General features: G+C 64.2%; 19 protein-coding genes. 12 read left to right on the top strand and 7 right to left on the bottom strand.

The genetic code is table 11. The features are described 5' to 3' along the window. Positions 1-11: 11 nt before the first annotated feature. Positions 12-1,157, top strand: coding sequence for a Gfo/Idh/MocA family protein (locus J8I87_RS17105; RefSeq protein WP_209932755.1), 1,146 nt, complete (start codon positions 12-14; stop codon positions 1,155-1,157). Between the two features lie 10 nt (positions 1,158-1,167). Here the strand turns inward: J8I87_RS17105 and J8I87_RS17100 are convergent, their stop codons facing one another. Further along, on the bottom strand, positions 1,168-1,425 hold the full coding sequence (locus J8I87_RS17100) for a hypothetical protein (protein WP_209932753.1): 258 nt from the start codon (positions 1,423-1,425) through the stop codon (positions 1,168-1,170). Positions 1,426-1,560: 135 nt separating this feature from the next. Between J8I87_RS17100 and J8I87_RS17095 the strand changes: the two genes are divergently transcribed. Continuing rightward, positions 1,561-2,949 (top strand): hypothetical protein, encoded by a 1,389-nt coding sequence (locus J8I87_RS17095; protein ID WP_209932752.1) that lies wholly within the window; start codon positions 1,561-1,563, stop codon positions 2,947-2,949. 99 nt (positions 2,950-3,048) lie between these two features. Here the strand turns inward: J8I87_RS17095 and J8I87_RS17090 are convergent, their stop codons facing one another. Further along, positions 3,049-4,221: an ABC transporter substrate-binding protein gene (locus J8I87_RS17090; RefSeq protein ID WP_209932751.1), complete on the bottom strand. Its 1,173-nt coding sequence runs from the start codon at positions 4,219-4,221 to the stop codon at positions 3,049-3,051. 65 nt (positions 4,222-4,286) lie between these two features. Next, positions 4,287-5,228 carry a CysB family HTH-type transcriptional regulator gene (locus tag J8I87_RS17085; RefSeq protein ID WP_209932750.1) on the bottom strand — a complete coding sequence of 314 codons (942 nt, stop codon included), beginning with the start codon at positions 5,226-5,228 and terminating at the stop codon, positions 4,287-4,289. A 234-nt stretch (positions 5,229-5,462) separates the two neighbouring features. On the opposite strand from J8I87_RS17085, the gene J8I87_RS17080 reads away from it, so the two are divergent. From J8I87_RS17080 to bla, 7 genes are all read left to right on the top strand, one after another. After that, the gene (locus J8I87_RS17080; RefSeq protein WP_209932748.1) at positions 5,463-7,142 is read left to right on the top strand and encodes a nitrite/sulfite reductase; all 1,680 of its coding nucleotides are present in this window, start codon (positions 5,463-5,465) and stop codon (positions 7,140-7,142) included. A 21-nt stretch (positions 7,143-7,163) separates the two neighbouring features. Then, positions 7,164-7,706, top strand: coding sequence for a DUF934 domain-containing protein (locus tag J8I87_RS17075; protein WP_209932747.1), 543 nt, complete (start codon positions 7,164-7,166; stop codon positions 7,704-7,706). Next, the gene (locus J8I87_RS17070) at positions 7,703-8,446 is read left to right on the top strand and encodes a phosphoadenylyl-sulfate reductase (protein WP_209932746.1); all 744 of its coding nucleotides are present in this window, start codon (positions 7,703-7,705) and stop codon (positions 8,444-8,446) included. The genes J8I87_RS17075 and J8I87_RS17070 overlap by 4 nt, the downstream gene beginning before the upstream one ends. 107 nt (positions 8,447-8,553) lie before the next feature. Further along, a complete protein-coding gene (gene cysD, locus J8I87_RS17065; RefSeq protein WP_209932745.1) occupies positions 8,554-9,516 on the top strand; it encodes a sulfate adenylyltransferase subunit CysD in 963 nt (320 codons plus the stop codon). Between the two features lie 22 nt (positions 9,517-9,538). After that, positions 9,539-10,852 carry a sulfate adenylyltransferase subunit 1 gene (locus J8I87_RS17060; protein WP_209932743.1) on the top strand — a complete coding sequence of 438 codons (1,314 nt, stop codon included), beginning with the start codon at positions 9,539-9,541 and terminating at the stop codon, positions 10,850-10,852. A gap of 29 nt (positions 10,853-10,881) precedes the next feature. Then, positions 10,882-11,655 (top strand): uroporphyrinogen-III C-methyltransferase, encoded by a 774-nt coding sequence (gene cobA / locus J8I87_RS17055; RefSeq protein WP_245253982.1) that lies wholly within the window; start codon positions 10,882-10,884, stop codon positions 11,653-11,655. A gap of 152 nt (positions 11,656-11,807) precedes the next feature. Next, on the top strand, positions 11,808-12,704 hold the full coding sequence (gene bla, locus J8I87_RS17050) for a class A beta-lactamase (RefSeq protein WP_209932741.1): 897 nt from the start codon (positions 11,808-11,810) through the stop codon (positions 12,702-12,704). Positions 12,705-12,725: 21 nt separating this feature from the next. Here bla and J8I87_RS17045 read toward each other — a convergent pair whose 3' ends face one another. The 3 genes from J8I87_RS17045 to lptF are packed head-to-tail and all read right to left on the bottom strand — an operon-like array spanning position 12,726 to position 15,391. Beyond that, entirely contained in the window at positions 12,726-13,103 is a 378-nt protein-coding gene (locus J8I87_RS17045) for a sirohydrochlorin chelatase (protein WP_209932739.1), read from the bottom strand. Between the two features lie 23 nt (positions 13,104-13,126). Next, on the bottom strand, positions 13,127-14,275 hold the full coding sequence (gene lptG / locus J8I87_RS17040; protein ID WP_209932737.1) for an LPS export ABC transporter permease LptG: 1,149 nt from the start codon (positions 14,273-14,275) through the stop codon (positions 13,127-13,129). Between the two features lie 3 nt (positions 14,276-14,278). Next, positions 14,279-15,391, bottom strand: coding sequence for an LPS export ABC transporter permease LptF (gene lptF / locus J8I87_RS17035; RefSeq protein ID WP_209932735.1), 1,113 nt, complete (start codon positions 15,389-15,391; stop codon positions 14,279-14,281). A gap of 137 nt (positions 15,392-15,528) precedes the next feature. On the opposite strand from lptF, the gene J8I87_RS17030 reads away from it, so the two are divergent. The 3 genes from J8I87_RS17030 to J8I87_RS17020 all read left to right on the top strand — a co-directional run bounded on the left by J8I87_RS17030 (position 15,529) and on the right by J8I87_RS17020 (position 18,308). Further along, on the top strand, positions 15,529-17,040 hold the full coding sequence (locus J8I87_RS17030) for a leucyl aminopeptidase (RefSeq protein ID WP_209932734.1): 1,512 nt from the start codon (positions 15,529-15,531) through the stop codon (positions 17,038-17,040). Positions 17,041-17,086: 46 nt separating this feature from the next. Beyond that, complete coding sequence (locus J8I87_RS17025; protein WP_209932733.1) at positions 17,087-17,503, top strand: DNA polymerase III subunit chi; 417 nt, start codon at positions 17,087-17,089, stop codon at positions 17,501-17,503. A 79-nt stretch (positions 17,504-17,582) separates the two neighbouring features. Next, positions 17,583-18,308 (top strand): DUF2486 family protein, encoded by a 726-nt coding sequence (locus J8I87_RS17020; RefSeq protein WP_209932731.1) that lies wholly within the window; start codon positions 17,583-17,585, stop codon positions 18,306-18,308. 45 nt (positions 18,309-18,353) lie between these two features. Here J8I87_RS17020 and J8I87_RS17015 read toward each other — a convergent pair whose 3' ends face one another. Continuing rightward, complete coding sequence (locus J8I87_RS17015) at positions 18,354-18,680, bottom strand: c-type cytochrome (protein WP_209932729.1); 327 nt, start codon at positions 18,678-18,680, stop codon at positions 18,354-18,356. Between the last annotated feature and the right edge of the window lie 143 nt (positions 18,681-18,823).

The raw sequence follows: 18,823 nt of genomic DNA, 5'->3' as shown, positions 1-18,823 counted from the left end.
AGCAGACGACGATGACACGAAGACTCAGGCTGGGAATGGTCGGCGGCGGACAGGGCGCATTCATCGGCGCGGTGCATCGGATCGCGGCGCGCATCGACGATCGCTTCGAACTGGTGGCGGGCGCGTTGTCGTCGGATCGGGACCGTGCGCAGGCGAGCGCCGACGAGGCGGGCATCGCGCGCAGCTACGCGAGCTGGGACGAGATGGCGCGCGCCGAGGCCGCGCGCGACGATGGCATCGACGCAGTCGCGATCGTCACGCCGAACCATCTGCACGCGCCCGTTGCGACCGCGTTTCTGGATGCGGGCATTCATGTGATCTGCGACAAGCCGCTCGCGATGACGCTCGAAGAAGGCGAAGCGCTGGCGAAACTGGCTCGCGAGAAAAAGCGTCTGTTCGCGTTGACGCACACCTATTCCGGCTATCCGATGTTGCGGCATGCGCGCGAGCTCGTCGAACAAGGCGAGATCGGCGAGGTGCGCGTCGTGCAGGTCGAATATGCACAGGACTGGCTCGCGAATCCGATCGAGCGCACGGGCGAGAACCGTCAGGCCGCCTGGCGCACCGATCCGAAGCAGGCGGGCCGCGCCGGATGCCTCGGCGATATCGGCACGCATGCGTATCACCTCGCCGCGTTCGCGACGGGCATGCTGCCGGAGGCGATCGCCGCGGAACTGCACACATTCGTCGCGGGCCGCCAGGTCGACGATCACATCCAGGCCATGTTGCGCTACAGGAACGGCGCGCGCGGCATGCTATGGGCGAGCCAGGTGGCGAGCGGCGCCGAGAACGCGCTGCGCCTGCGCGTGTATGGCACGACGGCCAGTGTTGCATTCGATCAGGAGAACCCCAACGAGCTGCTCTTCACGCCCTTGGGCGGCGCGGCGCAAAGGCTGACGCGCGGGCGTGTCGACAGCGCGATTGCGCGGCATGCGACACGCGTGCCGCCCGGGCATCCCGAAGGTTATCTGGAAGCGTTCGCGCAGTTGTACAAGGATGCCGCGCTGCAGATCGAGGCCATCGATGCGGGTCTGCCGCTACCTGAGGAAAGCCGCCTGCTCACGACCGTCGACGATGGCGTCGCGGGCTTGCGCTTTATCAACGCGGTGTTCGACAGTCACGCCAACCTGTCGTGGACGGATGTGCAGCACGGCTGACGGTAGACACTCAACTCTTGCTGCGCTTGATCTGCTCCTCGAACGCGAGATCGAGCTTGCTGACCTTGCGCGGCTTCTTCGGACCATATGCGTCGACGAACTTCACGAACTCGTCGAGCGGCAGCGGATCGGAAATTTTCCGGTCCGTGCCGCTGGACTTGTCGACGAGATAGAACAGTCCGCCTGACAGGCTGATCGCCGCAAAACGCGGATTGCCGCTGCGGGTCTTCAGCCGTTCTACGGCGTGGATGGCTCGGGTCGTGCGCATGATCGTGAGCTGCGTCGCAGCTTGAAGTTTTGAGATTGCTGCACGATTCTACGACGTATACTCGCGCGCCAGTTGCCGTCGCCGTGATCTCATCGCGGCTCAGCCCTTCCGAAGAACAACATCACGATCCACGTTATGTCATCACTCCAGGACGCCCTCGATGCACTTGCGCACGCGCCCGCCGACATCGACAGATTGCGCGCCGTCTGCGTCGCGCTAATCGAAAACAGGCGCGACGACGAACTGCTGCCGTACACCGAGCGCGCGCTCGCGATCGAGCCGCGAGACCTGGAGTTCGTGAACTGGCGCGCGCATGCGTTGACGCTGCTGGGCCGGCATTTCGATGCCGTTGCAACGTTGCGCAACCATGCGGCGCTGCCGTGGAAGCGCGCTTATCACGAGATGAGTCTCGGCCACAGCCTCGTGATGTCGGGCGATACCGAGCGCGGAATTCCCATGTTGCGCGACGCGTGGCGCAAGGCCGCCGCCGACGGCGAATGGTTCGCGCGCAAGGCCGAGCATCTGTATGGCGAGGCACTGCTGCGCGTCGCGCGCCCGATGGGCTTCGAGCCTTGGCTCGCACGCAATGACAGCGATAGCGGCAACTATCAGCCCGTCGGCGTTCCGACGTGGTCGGGCGAAAGGGACCTGAGCGGCAAGCGCGTGCTGATCACGCATCAGATGGGCTACGGCGACCAGTTCCTGTTCTTCGCCGGCGTGCGGCAATGGCAGGCGGCGGGCGCACAGTTGATGATCACCTGCGACGTGCAAGTGCATGCGCTGATGCAGGCGTCGTTGCCGGGCTGTCGGGTGGTAAGCGCGCAGCGTCCGTTACATCATCGCGAAGCGTTGCCCGAAGCGCTGGCCTCTCAGATCCGCGAATTCGCGCCCGATCTGCATGCGACGCTGCTGCATCTGCCGTTGATGGCTGCACAGCAATCGCCGCTGCCGTCACCGTTCTTCCCGGCGTATCTGCGCGCGCCGGACGCGGAGCGCGAGGCGGCCGCCGCATGGGCGCGCGAATTGCGCGCGGCGCAGCCGGGCAAATCGCTAGTGGGCATTTTCTGGGACTGCAACCAGCGGCACGCGCATGAAGTCGGCGCGGTGATGCGTTGTTCCGCGATCCGGCGCAGCCTGCCGCTCAGCGAAGTGGACCGTCTGGTCACGCATCCCGCCGTTGCGGCGAAGCGGCATTTCGTGAGCCTGCATCATCCCGATGCACAGGGTTTTGCCGGGATGCCGTCGGGAAATATCAGCGTCTATGGGCCGGGCATCAGGACGTTCGCGCAGACGGCGGCGTGCATCGAACAGATGGATGCCGTCATGGCCGTCGATTCAGGCGTCGCGAATTTGAGCGCCATGCTCGGCAAGTTCACGATTGTGCCGCTGAATGTGGCGAGCGAATGGCGCTGGGGCATCGACGGCGACTCGTCGCCGTGGATGGGGGACACGAAGCCGCTGCGTCAGACGGTGACGGGCGACTGGCGCAGCGTGATCGATGAGGCGGTAGGATTTTTGTCGTAGCAGTGCTGATGGCTGCGGCCAGTTCGCTTACCGGCCGCAGCCGCCGCGCAGAATCGGCGCTTCGGCGCGAAACGCTGATTGGCTCAAGCACTGGCTCACTCACTGGCTCAAGTAAGTAAACTTCCCGTCCTTGATGATCCCCATCACGCTCGCCCGCTGATCCAGCCCGACGTGATCCTTCGCGCTCGTATTCACGACGCCGTTCGGCACCACCAGTTCATGCGCGTGTTCGAGTTCCGTGCGCAGCGCCGCACGAAACTCCGGCGTGCCCGGCTGGGCCGTCTTCAACGCACGCGCGACGGCATCCTGCAAGCGCGGATACACACCCGCCGCGTCGCCTGCGAATTGCGTGACCGTGTTCGGCCCATATTGCGCTTCATATGCGTTGACGAACGCAAGCGCGGCCTTCTTCGCCGGATGATCGGCGGGCAGCGTGCGTGCGACGACGACAGGCTGCGTGGGGAACAGCGTGCCGTCGACATCCTTGCCGCCGAGCTTGATGAACTCCGGCGTCGCAATGCCGTGCGTCTGATAGATCGCGCCTTTGTAGCCGCGCTCGACGAGCGTGCGCTGCGGCAGCACCGTTGGCGTGCCCGCGCCCGCGATCAGGATCGCGTCGGGTTTCGCGGCCATCAGCTTCAGCACCTGGCCCGTCACGCTCGCGTCGGTGCGGTTGAAGCGCTCCGTCGCGACGATCTGGATATGGCGCAGCGCCGCGAACTTCGTGAACTCGTTGAGCCAGCTGTCGCCGTAGCTGTCTGCGAAACCGATGAAGCCCACCGTCCTGACGTTATGGTTCGACATGTAGCGCGTCATCACGTCGGCCATCGCACTGTCGGTCTGCGCCATCTTGAACGCCCAGACCTTCTTGCCTTCCTGCGGTTCGACCACGCTTGCCGAGCCGATCAGCGTGATCATCGGCGTCTGGCTCTCGGCAACGGGATCGAGCGCGGCGAGCGCGGCGGGCGTCACGTTCGGCCCGACGATCACGTCGACATGATCCTCGTTGATGAGCTTGCGGATATTGCGCACGGCGGCGCCCGGATCGGAGCCGTCGTCGAGCACGATGTACTGCGCCGGCAGGCCGGCGATCGTCTTCGGCCACATCAGCATCGCGTTCTTGCTCGTGATGCCGATCGCGGCGGCCGGGCCCGTGCTCGACAGATCGATGCCGACCTTGATGTCCGCGTGCGCGGCGGCGGCGAAGAGCAGTGCGCCGAGTGCGGCGGCGCGTGACAGTGCGTGCGTGAGTTTGTTCTTGTGCGACGACATGCGAAAAAGTCTCCGTAGCGGTTGAATCCGGCGGTTGCGGCGGTTGTTATAGCTGGACAAAAACCTCAAAGCTCGTACGTTTCGTGATCGCCCTTGAGCGCCTGCTCGATCAGCTTGCGGTTCAGGTTCGGCGACAGCAGTTCGACGAGCGTATACACATAGCTGCGCAGATACGCGCCCTGTTTGAGCGCGACGCGCGTCACGTTGCTGCCGAACAGGTGGCCGACGGGCATCGCGCGCAGATGGCGGTCGCGCTCGCCGTTGAATGCGATATCGGCCATGATGCCGACGCCGAGCCCCAGTTCGACGTACGTCTTGATCACGTCGGCGTCGATCGCTTCGAGCACGATGTCGGGATGCAGGCCACGCAGGCGGAACGCTTCATTGATCTTCGTGCGGCCCGCGAACGCGTTGTCGTACGTGATCAGCGGATATTGGGTCAGATCGTCGATCGACAGTTGCTTGCGCTCGAGCAGCGGATGATCGGCGGGCATCACGGCGATGTGGTGCCACGTGAAGCACGGCAGCGACACCAGTTCCTTGTAGCTCGACAGCGCCTCCGTCGCGATCGCGACGTCGGCCTGGTCGTGCAGCACCATTTCGGCGACCTGAGTGGGACTGCCTTGCAGGATCGACAGGTGCACCTTGGGGAAGCGCTTCTTGAACTCCGCGATTGCGGCGGGCAGCGAGTAGCGCGCCTGCGTGTGCGTCGCGGCGATCACCAGATTGCCCTGATCCTGCGCCGCGTAATCTTTACCGACGCGCTTCAGGCTCTCGACTTCCTGCAAGATCCGTTCGACCGAGGCAAGGATGATCCGCCCCGGCTCCGTCAGCGAACGCACGCGCTTGCCGTGCCGCGTGAAGATCTCGACGCCCAGTTCGTCCTCCAGCTCGATGATCGCCTTCGAGACGCCCGGCTGGCTTGTATACAGCGCCTTGGCGGCTTCCGTCAGGTTGAAGTTCTGGCGGACGGCCTCGCGCACGAAGCGGAACTGATGCAGGTTCATATATAACCTCGCCGCATATCAAAAGAATTTTTTAGTCGTTTGAAATATAAGGCGAGTTTATTACGATTTGTCCAGTTTTTTCAATATGGATATCTGTTTTTGTCATTAGCAAATGAGCGATGCGTCTAAACGGCCGGCGGCCGTCGCGCTCAAAGATGACTGGAATGACGAATCCGAGGCGCGGCGTAACCGGAACGCCGTGTTGGTGTGAGACGAACAACCTGGGGTCCCCGAATGTACCAATACGATCAGTACGACCAGACCATCGTCGATGAACGCGTCGCGCAATACGCCGACCAGGTTCGTCGCCGTCTGTCCGGCGAATTGAGCGAAGAAGAATTCCGCCCGCTGCGCCTGCAAAACGGCCTATACATGCAGCGCCACGCGTACATGCACCGCATCGCGATTCCGTACGGCAACCTGCGCAGCGACCAGCTTCGCATGCTCGGGACGATCGCGCGCGAGCACGACCGCGGCTACGGCCACTTCTCGACGCGCTCGAACATCCAGTACAACTGGATCAAGCTCGAAGAAACGCCGGAAATCCTGCGCAAGCTCGCGTCCGTACAGATGCACGGGATCCAGACCTCGGGCAACTGCATCCGCAACATCACCGCCGACCAGTTCGCGGGCGTCGCGCCCGATGAGATCGTCGATCCGCGTCCGTGGGCCGAGATCATGCGCCAGTGGTCGACGTTCCACCCGGAATTCGCGTGGCTGCCGCGCAAGTTCAAGATCGCCGTGTCGGGCTCGAAGCAAGACCGCGCCGCCGTGCAGATCCACGACCTGGGCGTCTATCTGAAGAAGAATGCCGCGGGCGAAGTGGTCGTCAGCATCATGGCGGGCGGCGGTCTCGGCCGCACGCCCATCATCGGTTCGATCATCAAGGAAGACCTGCCGTGGCAGCATCTGCTGACGTACTGCGAAGCCGTGCTGCGCGTGTACAACCGCTACGGCCGCCGCGACAACCTGTATAAGGCGCGCATCAAGATTCTCGTGAAGGCGCTGTCGCCCGAGAAGTTCTCGCAGCAGGTCGAGCAGGAGTGGCAACACCTGAAGGACGGCCCGTCGACGCTGACGCAAGCCGAAGTGCAGCGCGTGTCGCAATACTTCCAGCCGCCTGTCTACGAGAAGCTGCCGGGCACGGATACGTCGTTCGAAAAGCATCTGCTCGAAAGCAAGCCGTTCGCGCGCTGGGTCGAGCGCAATGTGCGCCCGCACCGCGTGTCAGGCTATGCATCGGTGACGATTTCGCTGAAGCCACGCGACATCGCGCCCGGCGATGCGACCGACAAGCAGATGGAAGCCGTTGCCGACTGGGCCGACGAATACTCGTTCGGCGAGATTCGCGTGTCGCACGAGCAGAATCTGATTCTCGCGAACGTGAAGAAGCGCGACCTGTACGCGCTGTGGGAAAAGGCGAAGGCGCAGGGTTTTGCGACGCCGAACATCGGTCTGCTGACGGACATCATCGCGTGCCCGGGCGGCGATTTCTGCTCGCTCGCGAATGCAAAGTCGATTCCGATTGCGCAGGCGATCCAGCAGCGCTTCGACGACATGGACTTCGTGTACGACCTCGGCGACCTGTCGCTGAACATCTCGGGCTGCATGAATTCGTGCGGTCACCATCACGTCGGCAACATCGGCGTGCTGGGCGTCGACAAGGATGGCTCCGAGTGGTACCAGGTGTCGCTCGGCGGCGAGCAGGGCACGGGCGCCGACGGCGCGAAGCTCGGCCGTGTGATCGGCCCGTCGTTCTCGGCGGAAGAAATGCCCGACGTGGTGTCGAAGGTGATCGATACGTTCGTCGAGAACCGCATCGACGGCGAACGCTTCATCGACACGTACAACCGCATCGGCATCGCGCCGTTCAAGGAACGCGTGTACGCATCGCGTCAACCGGCTCACGCGTAACGAGGACAAGGACACTAGCAGATGGCATCGATTATCAAGGACCGCGCAATCGTCGACGACGGCTTCACGGTAGTGCGCGCAGCCGAAGACGGCACGCTGCCGGCAGTCGGCGCACTGCCCGCAGGCAAAGTGATCGTCCCGCTCGCGTTGTGGCAGGCATCGCGTGACGAGCTCGCGGCATCGCGCGGCGCGCAGGACATCGGTGTGTGGCTCGCGCCGGACAGCGAGCCCGCTGACATCGTCGAAGACCTCGACAAGATCGCGCTCGTCGCCGTCGATTTTCCGGTGTTCCGCGATGGCCGCGGCTACAGCACCGCGCGCCTCTTGCGCGAGCGCTATGGCTACAAGGGCGAGATCCGCGCGATCGGCGACGTGCTGCGCGACCAGTTGCGCTTCTACGAGCGTTGCGGCTTCAACGCGTATGCGCTGCGCGCCGACAAGGACATTCACGACGCGCTGAAGGCGTTCACCGAATTCACCGTGCAGTATCAAGGCGCATTCGACGATCCGTCGCCGCTTTTTCGTCGCCGTGAAGCGGCCGCTGCGCAAAAGGCGTCGGTATGACGACACGAGCCGAAGTCACGCCTGAATTGAAGGCGAAGATCGAACGTCTCGACGCGCTGCTCGACTCGATCGCGCAGCGTCACGAGAAAGTCAAGCTCGCCAGCAGCCTCGCCGCGGAAGACATGCTGCTCACGCACGCGATCCTGTCGCGCGGCGTGAAGATCGGCGTCTTCTCGCTGAACACGGGCCGCCTGCACGCTGAAACGCTCGGCATGATCGACCGTGTGCGCGAGCGCTACGGCTACGAGATCGAGCAGTTTCATCCGCAAGCCGATGCCGTCGACGAATACGTCGCGCAGCACGGGCTGAACGCGTTCTACGAGAGCATCGATCTGCGCAAGCGCTGCTGCGAAATCCGCAAGGTCGAGCCGCTGAACCGCGCGCTCGCCGAGGTCGGCGCGTGGGTCACGGGCCAGCGCCGCGAGCAGTCGGTGACGCGCGCGGAGCTGCACGAGGAAGAGCAGGATCACGCACGCAACATCGCGAAGTACAACCCGCTTGCGGACTGGACGGAAAGCGACGTGTGGGCATACCTGAACGCGTTCGATGTGCCCGTCAATCCGCTGCATGCGCGCGGCTATCCGAGCATCGGCTGCGAGCCGTGCACGCGCGCCGTGCGCCCCGGCGAAGACAGCCGGGCAGGGCGCTGGTGGTGGGAGTCGCGCGACACGAAAGAATGCGGGCTGCACATCACGACGATCCCTGTCACGGTCATCCCGGAGAACGCATCCGCTCATTGAGCGGAACACTGAACGCAGATTTCGATTGAATCGATTGAATCTTTACGGTGCCGCACGCATCTGGTGAGAACCTGAACATGCGGCCCGAACCAACGAAGGACCTGAACATGAGCACGACGCTCGATTCCACTGTCAACGCACCGCTGTCCGTCACGGCGAACCGGATGGATCACCTCGACTGGCTCGAGGCCGAATCGATCCACATCCTGCGCGAACTGGTTGCCGAGTGCAGCAAGCCCGCGCTGCTGTTCTCGGGCGGCAAGGATTCCGTCGTCGTGCTGGCGCTCGCGTTGAAGGCGTTCGGCCTCGGCGCGAACCGCAAGACGCAGTTGCCGTTCCCGCTGGTTCACATCGATACGGGCCACAACTACGACGAAGTGATCGACTTCCGCGATCGTCGTGCGCAAGAGATCGGCGCTGAACTCGTGGTCGGTCACGTCGAAGATTCGATCAGGAAGGGCACCGTGCGCCTGCGCCGCGAAACCGATTCGCGCAACGCCGCGCAAGCCGTCACGTTGCTCGAAACCATCGAGCAATATGGCTACACGGCGATGATCGGCGGCGCGCGCCGCGACGAAGAAAAGGCGCGTGCGAAAGAGCGCATCTTCTCGTTCCGCGACGAGTTCGGCCAGTGGGACCCGAAGGCGCAGCGCCCGGAACTGTGGAGCCTGTATAACGCGCGCCTGCATCAGGGCGAGCACCTGCGCGTGTTCCCGATCTCGAACTGGACGGAACTCGACGTGTGGCAATACATCGCTCGCGAGAACCTCGAACTGCCGTCGATCTACTACGCGCACAAGCGTGAGATCGTGCGCCGCAACGGCCTGCTCGTGCCCGTGACGCCGCTCACGCCGATCCGCGAAGGCGAGTCCAGCGAAGAAGCGCTGGTGCGCTTTCGCACGGTCGGCGACATCAGCTGCACATGCCCCGTCGAAAGCGATGCGGACGATGTCGAAAAGATCATCGCCGAAACGGCCGTGACGGAAATCACGGAACGCGGTGCGACGCGCATGGACGACCAGACGTCGGAAGCGGCGATGGAACAGCGCAAGAAGCAAGGTTATTTCTAACGCACACGAGAGTAAGACGACTATGAGCATTCATCAACCTGAAGACCTCGGCGTGCTTCGTTTCATCACGGCTGGCAGCGTCGACGACGGCAAGAGCACGCTGATCGGCCGCCTGCTGTACGACAGCAAGGCGGTGCTGTCGGATCAACTATCGGCGCTGTCGCGCGCGAAGAACAAGCGCACGGTCGGCGACGAAATCGATCTGTCGCTGCTGACGGACGGCCTCGAAGCCGAACGCGAGCAGGGCATCACGATCGACGTCGCGTACCGCTACTTCGCCACGGCCAAGCGCAAATTCATCATCGCCGACACGCCGGGCCACGAGCAGTACACGCGCAACATGGTGACGGGCGCATCGACGGCGCATGCGGCGATCATTCTCGTCGACGCGACGCGCGTCACGTTCGAAGACGGCGTCGCGCAGCTGCTGCCGCAAACCAAGCGCCACAGCGCGATCGTCAAGCTGCTTGGCTTGCAGCATGTGATCGTCGCGATCAACAAGATGGACCTCGCCGACTACAGCGAAACCCGCTTCAACGAGATCCGCGACGCGTACGTCGCGCTCGCCCGTCAACTCGGTTTGCATGACGTGCGGTTCGTACCCGTATCGGCATTGAAGGGCGACAATATTGTGACGGCAAGCGAGCGCATGCCGTGGTACGCGGGCGAGCCGCTGCTCGACGTGCTCGAAGCACTGCCCGTCGATACGGCGACGCATGAAGCGCTGCGTTTCCCGGTGCAATGGGTCGCGCGCCAGGACGGCAGCCAGGCGGACGATTTCCGCGGCTACATGGGCCGCGTCGAATCGGGCGAAGTGAAGCTCGGCGACTCCATCGTCGTGCTGCCCGCGAACCGCCAGGCGACCGTTGCCGAAATCATCGCGCCCGTGCCGGGCGGCACCGCGCAAGTGGACCGCGCATTCGCGGGCCAGACGGTGACGATCCGCCTCGCGGAAGACGTCGACGTGTCGCGCGGCGATACGTTCGTGCTGGCGGGCTCGTCCGTGCAGCCGGCGAAGAAGCTCGAAGCGGACCTGTGCTGGTTCGACGACACGCCGCTGTCCACAGCCCGCAAGTATCTGCTGAAGCAAACGACGAACACGGTGTTCGCGCGTGTCGGCGGCATCAAGCAGGTGCTCGACGTGCACACGCTGTCGCACGCGACGGACCGTCATGAATTGATGATGAACGATATCGGCCGCGTGTCGCTGACGCTGCAAAAGCCGATCGTCGCCGACGAGTACGACGCGCATCCGGGCACGGGCGCGTTCGTGCTGATCGACGAAGCGACGCATCACACGGTCGCGGCCGGCATGATTCGTTCGGTTTCCGCCTGATGCCATCAGGCGGACGGAGCGCAAAGCATATGGGCAAGGTGTATCTGATCGGCGCAGGACCGGGCGCGGCGGACCTGATCACGGTTCGCGGCGCGCGGCTGCTCGCCATCGCCGACGTCGTGCTGCACGATGCGCTCGTCGAGCCGGCGATGCTCGATTACGCGCCGAACGCACGCAAGATCGCGGTGGGCAAGCGCTGCGGCAAGCGCTCGACGGCGCAGCACTTCATCAACAAGCAGATCGTCGATGCGGCGCGCGAGCATGGCGTCGTCGTGCGGCTGAAGGGCGGCGATCCGATGCTGTTCGGCCGTGCCGACGAGGAGATGCGCGCGCTCGAAGCAGCGGGCATCGAGTACGAAATCGTGCCGGGGATCACGGCGGCGCTGGCGAGCGCTGCATCGCTGCGCCGTTCGCTGACGCTGCGTGGCGTGTCGCGCAGCGTCGCCCTCGCGACGCACAGCCGCGCGCCGGATTCGGCTGAGATCCGCGAGCAGGTGAACGCCGATTCGCTCGTGTTCTACATGGGCCGCGACAGCGCGCCCGAGATCGCGCAGCAGTTGATCGACGCAGGCCGCGCGGGCTCGACGCCCGTCGCGATCGTCGAAGCGTGCTCGACGCCGCGCGAGCGGATGCTGACGCTGACACTCGACAGTCTCGCGGCAGGCGATGCACAGTTGTGGCTCGACCCGGCGCAGCCTTCGCTGCTGATGATCGGTGACGCGTTTGCCGAGCGGGTGGTGGACAGCCATGCTGGCAGCGAAGCTTCCGCCGCCTCTGGCGAGCCTGTATTGCGGGTCGCCTGACGCGTTTTATCGCTGTCCTTTTTCCTGTCGGCCGCATTCGCGCGAGTGAATGCGGCCGATTCGCTTGGTCGTTCTTCGCTGGCGGCTCGCATAGAGGTCAGGCACGTGCGTTGCGATAAGATTTCGTTTCGCCTCGCATTCAGCGCTACCTCATGTCTCATTCTTCTTTGCGCCGTGCCTTGCTGATCGCGCTGGCGGCTGCTCCTGTGATCGGCGCGCGTTCACAACCGGCCTCTTCCGTATCGGTCGATCTCGCCGCGCATGAGCGCTTCGAAAAGCTCGAAGCGTCGAGCGGCGGCCGCCTCGGCGTGGCCGCGCTCAATACGGCCGATGGCTCGACTCTGAGCTATCGCGAGTCCGAGCGCTTTCCGATGTGCAGCACGTTCAAGTTGCCGGCTGTCGCGTTGATCCTCAAGCGCAGCATGGCTGAACACGGCTTGCTGGACGAGCGCGTTCACTACGGCGCGGCGGATCTCGTCGCGAACTCACCCGTGACGACGCAGCGCGTCGGCGCGGGCATGACGATAGGCGAGCTATGCACGGCAGCGCTGCAGCACAGCGACAACACGGCGGCCAATCTGCTGCTGACGGCGTTGGGCGGGCCGGAAGTGTTGAACGAATTTGCACGCTCGATCGGCGATACGTGGTTCGACCTCGTGCACGGCGAAACGGAAGTCAATGCGTCCGTGCCCGGCGACATGCGCGACACCACGTCGCCGCGCGCGATGATGCACGACGCGCAGAGGTTCCTGCTTGCCGATGATGTGCTCGGCGTCCCGCAACGCGAGCAGTTGAAGGCGTGGATGCTCGGCAACGCGACGGGTGCCGGGCGTATTCGCGCTGCCGTGCCGGGTGCGGACTGGCTGGTGGCCGACAAGACGGGCAGCGGCGATTACGGCACGGCCAATGATGTCGCAGTGGTGTATCCGCCCGCCGGCAAGCCCCGCGTCGTCGCCATCTATTTCACGGGCGTGATGGCCAAAGAGACTCCGCCGCGCAGTGAGGTCGTGGCCGAGGCCGCGCGGATCGTGTTCGATGTGATGCGGTGACGCGAGCGTCGGGCGTCAGCGTCACGAAGTCTGACGCAGGCAATAAGCCGCGATGGCCTCGATCACGTCATCATCCTCGCCGACGGCCGTCGAGCAGCGGATTTCGATGCCGGGGTTCGCCGCGCGGCACTGATCGAGAATTACCGGCAAGTCACGGCGGATATGCCCGCCTTGCCCGAAGAACACGGGCACCACGGTGACGATGGAAGCGCCGGCGGCCGCTTGAGCAGCGACAGCCGTGGGCAAGTCGGGCGTCATCAGTTCGAGAAACGCCAACGAAACGGGCCCCACGTCAGAGCCGCGCAACGCGAGCAAGCGCGCACAGAGGCGCTCGAAGGGCTCGGCCCAGCGGGCATCTCTCGCGCCATGCGCGAACAGCACGATTCCGTGAGATCCCATGATCCGGACGCTCCTCTAAAAACCTAATGTCGGTCGACCCACTTGAGCCCGACCAGCCCGAGCACGAGATAAACCAGCGCCGGCGTCGCGGCCGTCAAAGGCGCGGGCCACGTATTCAGATTGCCGATGTGCGAGAAGAGCGTGTTGAACAGCTGAAAGCTCATCCCCAGCATGATCCCGCCGAACACCTTCACGCCCACCACGCCCGCGCGCGTGTGCAGATACGCGAACGGCAGCGACAGCACCAGCATCACGAACACCGCGAACGGATACAGCAGCTTGCGCCATAGCGCGATCTCGTAGCGCTGCGTGTCCTGATGGTTCTCGGTCAAGTGCTGGATATAGCGGAACAGATTGAACATCGACATCCGCTCCGGCGCCACCAGCAGCACCGACAGGATCTGCGGCGTCAGTTCCGAGCGCAACGAGTACTCGGGCAGCGTCACCTGCTTTGCGCGGTACACCGGGTTCAACGCATCGGCGGGCTTGCCGGCGTCGGGCGCGACGTCGATCAGTTGCGTATCGGTGACGTCCGTCAAGGCCCAGTGACCCGGCGGCTGATACTTGCCGGACTTCGCGATGCGGATGTTCGACAGACGGAACTTCGAATCGAATTCATAGATGCGCACGTTCGAGATCGTCGCGTCCGGCTGCAACTGGCCGACGTTGACGAAGCGCGTCACCTGCTCGCCGTCGGCCCGCGCCGTCAGTGTGTCCTTCACCCACACGCCCGACTCGAAGTTGCTCGACACGGAAGAGCCCAGCGCCTCCAGGCGCACGCGCTCCGACAACTGGTCCGTGTACGGACCGACCACTTCGCCGATGATGTACGTGAGGATCACGAGCGGAATGCCGATCTTCAGCAGCGAACGCAGCGCCCGGTTCGTCGCGAGACCGGACACGCGGAAGATCGTGTACTCGGAGTTCGCCGCCATCTGCGCAAACACATAGATCGCGCTGATCAGCGCGGCGACGGGAATGATTTCGTAGAAGCGCGAAGGCGTCTGCAATGCGACGCGCAGCACCGCGTACTGGAACTTGTAGTTGCCGTGGCCGACCGAGTTCAGCTCGTTGATCAGGTCGAAGAAGAAGAACAGACCCGAAAACGCGAACAGGATGAAGATGAACGTCAGATAGACCTGGCGCGCGAAATACTTTTCATAGATGCGCATCCGTCACGCTCCCTGCGTCGAGCGGTTCGATGTCCGGCCGAACGTCGCGCGCGTGAACAGCGGCCGGTTGCGCACCCGCAGCCAGAAAATGCACGCGACAACCAGCGCGACGACGATGTGCAGCCCGACGAGGCCCACGCCGAACGACATCTTCCCTTGCTCGATCCATGACTGCACGACGTTCAGCAGGTTCGAATACGTCAGATAGATCAGCACGGCCATCACGAGGTTGATCGTGCGGCTGCGGCGGGGATTCTGGTGCGCGAGCGGGATCGCGAGCAGCATCAGGTTGATCGCGATCAGCGGCAGGCCCGCGCGCCACGCGAATTCGGCGAGATTCTGGCGGGTCGGGTCGCGGAACAGGTCGAGCGTCGGCGTGCCCGTCGTGGTCGGCGTGCTGACCACGGGCTGGCTCTGGATCTTCACGCCGTAGCGCTCGAACTCCATGATGCGAAAGTCGGGATGCGCCGGCTCGCCGTCATAGCGCCGGCCGTTTTCGAGCACGACGAAACGGTCGCCGTTCTTGTGTGTTTCCGTGTGGCCGTTCTTCGACACGACCACGTTCACCTTGCCGTTTTCCGTGCTCGTCACGAACACGTTCTCGACATGGCCCTGATCGGGCGACATCTTCTCGATGAAGAACACGCGATGGCTCGTCGCCGACTCGCGGAACTGGCCGGGCGCGAGCAGCGACACCTCGTCGCGCTGCTGGAAACGCGCGCGGATCAGCTTGCTCTGCTGGTTCGACCACGGCCAGCCGACGAACACGAAGAACGCGATCAGAATGATGATGGGCGTCGCGAACAGGCCGATCGGCTTGATGAAGCGCGTGAGGCTCACGCCCGACGCGAGCCACACGACCATTTCGGAATCCTTGTACCAGCGCGTGAGCACGAACAGGATCGACACGAACAATGTCGCGACCAGCATGATCGCGAGATAGCCGATCACCGTCAGGCCGATCAGCACGAGCACGTCGCGCGGGTCGATTTCACCGGACGCCGCGAAGCCGACGATGCGGATCATCATCGTCGTCAGGACCAGCGTGAGCAGAACCATGAACACGGCACCAGCCGTGTACGCCAGTTCGCGCTGGAGGGAGCGTTCAAAAATCATGGTTGATGAAGAGAAGGGGCGCTTCGGCGGATGGCGGGGTTGTGCCCCATCGCGCCTTCCGTGCAGCCGCCGCGGGAAAAATAGCGGATAATTGCGGCTTTCATCCTAAGCCCAGATTTTATCCGAGGACAAGCGCGATGGACTTTAGCATAAAAGCCTGTGATTGGAGCAAAGGCTCGACCAACGGGTTCCTTACCGGGAAATCGGATTGCATCGTGATCGGCGTGTTCGAGTCGCAAACGCTGTCGGGGGCGGCGCTGGAAATCGACGCGGCCACCAAGGGGCTGCTCACGCGCATCGTCAAGGCGGGCGACATGGACGGCAAGATCGGCAGCACGGTGTTCCTGCATGAAGTGCAGGGCATCGGCGCGTCGCGCGTGCTGCTGGTCGGCCTCGGCAAGCAGGATGTGTTCACGCAGAAAGCCTACGGCGACGCCGTGCGCGCGGCATGGCGCGCGATCCTCGGCACGAAGGTCGTGCAGGTCACGTTCACGCTCGCGCAGGCGCCCATCAAGGAGCGCTCGTCGGACTGGGCGGTGCGCGCCGCAATCCTCGCGCTGCGCGAGCTGACGTACAGGTTTGCGCAGATGAAGAGCAAGCCCGACAACACCACGCGCGCGCTGAAGCGCGTCGTGTTCAGCGTCGACGCCGCCGACGAGAAGCTCGCGAAGGTCGCCGCGAAGCAGGGCGCCGCGCTCGCGAACGGCATGGATCTCACGAAAGATCTGGGCAACCTGCCGGGCAACGTCTGCACGCCGACTTATCTGGCGAATACTGCAAAGAAGCTCGCGAAGGACTGGAAGTTGAAGGTCGAAGTGCTCGGCCAGAAACAGCTCGAAGCGCTGAAGATGGGCTCGTTCCTCGCGGTCACGAAGGGCTCCGTCGAGCCGCCTCAGTTCATCGTGCTCCAGTATCAGGGCGGCGGCGCGAAGGGCGCGCCCGTCGTGCTGGTCGGCAAGGGCATCACGTTCGACACGGGCGGCATTTCGTTGAAGCCCGGCGACAGCATGGACGAGATGAAGTACGACATGTGCGGCGCGGGCTCGGTGCTCGGCACGCTGCGCGCGGTCGCCGAAATGGGGCTGAAGCTGAATGTCGTCGGCATTATTCCGACCTGCGAGAACATGCCTGCCGGCAACGCGACCAAGCCGGGCGACATCGTCACCAGCATGAAGGGCCTGACGATCGAAGTGCTGAACACGGACGCGGAAGGCCGCCTCATCCTGTGCGACGCGCTCACCTATGCGGAGCGCTTCAAGCCCGCCGCCGTGATCGACATCGCGACGCTGACGGGCGCGTGCATCATCGCGCTCGGCCATCACAACAGCGGCCTGTTCTCGAAGGACGACGCGCTCGCGGGTGAACTGCTCGACGCGTCGAAGGAAGCGGTCGACCCCGCGTGGCGCTTGCCGCTCGACGACGAGTATCAGGACCAGCTGAAGTCGAATTTCGCGGATCTCGCGAACATCGGCGGGCGTCCGGCGGGCAGCGTGACGGCGGCGTGCTTCCTGTCGCGCTTCACGCAAGCGTATCCGTGGGCTCACCTCGACATCGCGGGCACCGCCTGGAAGAGCGGCGCGGCGAAGGGCGCAACGGGCCGTCCCGTGCCGCTGCTGTCGCAGTTCCTGATCGACCGCGCCGCACAATGACGCGTAGCAGTCCCCGCGTACGCGCAGCAACGCAGCAGGCTCGCCGATGACACGCATCGACTTTCATTCGAACGTCGGCGATTCGCTGCTCTATGCATGCCGTCTCGTGCGCAAGGCGTACCAGGCCGGCCAGCCGCTCGTCGTGCTGGCCGAGCCGCCGCGGCTGCGCGCCTTCGACGAGCAGTTGTGGACCTTCTCGGCACTCGACTTCATTCCGCATTGCATCGCGGCGAGTCCGCTGGCGGCGCAAACGCCCGTCGTGCTCGCGTCGTCGCTCGACGACGCGCCCCATCATCAGATACTGTTGAATCTGAGTGCGACCGTGCCGCCGCAGTTCGCGCGCTTCGAGCGTCTGCTGGAAATCGTCGGCAATGCGCCCGACGAGCTGGCGGCCGGGCGCGAGCGCTATCGCTTCTATCGCGATCGCGGCTATGCTCTGAACAACTATAAGCAGGGCGCTTGACGGTTCCTGTCCGTTCGATGCGCGGCCGTGTCCGATGTGCGCGGAACCGGCCCGTCCTATCTTTGAAGGGAGTGCTTTCGTGTCCCAATCTTCCGATTCTTCCGACCAGGATATTCCCCTCCTGACCGATGTGATGGTCGAGGGCCATGACCCTCATGCGAAGACGAAGCGGCCGACGCGAAGCGGCGCGCATAGTCATGGGCACGGGCATGAGGCTTCGCAGGCACGCAAGCATCCGGCGCCGCACGGGGCCGCACATGACGTCGCTGCTGACGCAGCGCATGACGAGGGGCGACAGCCGCAGGCGACGCCGGCCACGCTGTCCGCTCACGATGAAGATGTGCCCGTGCTCGACTCCGTGTACCAGCCCGCGCATGGTCTGGTTGGCGAGCCGGGCACGATCGGCGAGCCTGCCTCGCCGCCCGCGCGCGAGCCCGCGCAGTTCGTTCCTGGTGAAGCGGAGTTCACATCGGGCTCGACGGCGGAGCGCTACGTCGCGCCACCTGACGCTACTGCAACGCCGGCGCAGCCGGAGCGCCCGCATGCAAGCGTGGCGCTGTCCGACTACGATGCCGACCTGCTTGCCGAGCGCTTGCGCGGCCGCTTCGCGACCTATCTGAATGGCGATGGGCGCAACCTGATCGAAGCGCGCTGCCGTGATGCGTTCCAGGACCACACGACATGGCTCGTGCACCAGATCACGCGCGAAGTCGCGCTCGCGCTGCAGACGGAAATGCTCAGCTGGGTGCGCGAAGCGATCCGGGAGGAACTCGGTCAGGCCGCGGCGGGCAAGCAAGTGCCATGAGCGGCGCCGGGCGGAAACGCTGCCCCGTTCGAGTCGTGCGGAGCCTTATTTGAGCGTCAGTATCCAGGTTGCCAGCGAGGTCGCTTCGTCCGGCGTGAGCTGGGTGTTCGCGGGCATCGGCACGGGGCCCCAGACGCCCGCGCTGCCTTCCAGAATCTTGCGCGCGAGGTAATGAACAGCATCGCTGCGTGACGCGTACCTGGCCGCGACATCACGCAGCGACGGTCCCATGAATTGCCGTGTCACCGAATGGCAGCTCATGCAATTCTGCTTCTGCGCAAGCGCGAGGCCCTGGGCCGACTCCGCGCGCGCTGCGCCGGCGAGTGCCAAAGTGCCTGCCAGCAGGAATGCCGCATACGACTTCGATTTCATTATGGTCTCCGCCGTGACTTCGCCCGGCTCGTGGTGGACGCATTATAAAAGCAAAGGGGCACACGTCGACCGTGTGCCCCTTCGTTCATCGAAGCGCGGTTCGCCCGGCATGAACGCGGCGCGATGTTGCTGCGCCGCGCAGT

Source organism: Paraburkholderia sp. LEh10 (assembly GCF_017814945.1).
Lineage (GTDB): Bacteria > Pseudomonadota > Gammaproteobacteria > Burkholderiales > Burkholderiaceae > Paraburkholderia.
Note: the sequence above shows the minus strand (reverse complement) of the source record. Positions and strands in the feature narration are given on the sequence as shown.

Coding starts and splice junctions, on each gene's coding strand:
- J8I87_RS17105 (WP_209932755.1), top strand. CDS start 12: ATGACACGAAGACTCAGGCTGGGAATGGTCGGCGGCGGACAGGGCGCA.
- J8I87_RS17100 (WP_209932753.1), bottom strand. CDS start 1,425: ATGCGCACGACCCGAGCCATCCACGCCGTAGAACGGCTGAAGACCCGC.
- J8I87_RS17095 (WP_209932752.1), top strand. CDS start 1,561: ATGTCATCACTCCAGGACGCCCTCGATGCACTTGCGCACGCGCCCGCC.
- J8I87_RS17090 (WP_209932751.1), bottom strand. CDS start 4,221: ATGTCGTCGCACAAGAACAAACTCACGCACGCACTGTCACGCGCCGCC.
- J8I87_RS17085 (WP_209932750.1), bottom strand. CDS start 5,228: ATGAACCTGCATCAGTTCCGCTTCGTGCGCGAGGCCGTCCGCCAGAAC.
- J8I87_RS17080 (WP_209932748.1), top strand. CDS start 5,463: ATGTACCAATACGATCAGTACGACCAGACCATCGTCGATGAACGCGTC.
- J8I87_RS17075 (WP_209932747.1), top strand. CDS start 7,164: ATGGCATCGATTATCAAGGACCGCGCAATCGTCGACGACGGCTTCACG.
- J8I87_RS17070 (WP_209932746.1), top strand. CDS start 7,703: ATGACGACACGAGCCGAAGTCACGCCTGAATTGAAGGCGAAGATCGAA.
- cysD (WP_209932745.1), top strand. CDS start 8,554: ATGAGCACGACGCTCGATTCCACTGTCAACGCACCGCTGTCCGTCACG.
- J8I87_RS17060 (WP_209932743.1), top strand. CDS start 9,539: ATGAGCATTCATCAACCTGAAGACCTCGGCGTGCTTCGTTTCATCACG.
- cobA (WP_245253982.1), top strand. CDS start 10,882: ATGGGCAAGGTGTATCTGATCGGCGCAGGACCGGGCGCGGCGGACCTG.
- bla (WP_209932741.1), top strand. CDS start 11,808: ATGTCTCATTCTTCTTTGCGCCGTGCCTTGCTGATCGCGCTGGCGGCT.
- J8I87_RS17045 (WP_209932739.1), bottom strand. CDS start 13,103: ATGGGATCTCACGGAATCGTGCTGTTCGCGCATGGCGCGAGAGATGCC.
- lptG (WP_209932737.1), bottom strand. CDS start 14,275: ATGCGCATCTATGAAAAGTATTTCGCGCGCCAGGTCTATCTGACGTTC.
- lptF (WP_209932735.1), bottom strand. CDS start 15,391: ATGATTTTTGAACGCTCCCTCCAGCGCGAACTGGCGTACACGGCTGGT.
- J8I87_RS17030 (WP_209932734.1), top strand. CDS start 15,529: ATGGACTTTAGCATAAAAGCCTGTGATTGGAGCAAAGGCTCGACCAAC.
- J8I87_RS17025 (WP_209932733.1), top strand. CDS start 17,087: ATGACACGCATCGACTTTCATTCGAACGTCGGCGATTCGCTGCTCTAT.
- J8I87_RS17015 (WP_209932729.1), bottom strand. CDS start 18,680: ATGAAATCGAAGTCGTATGCGGCATTCCTGCTGGCAGGCACTTTGGCA.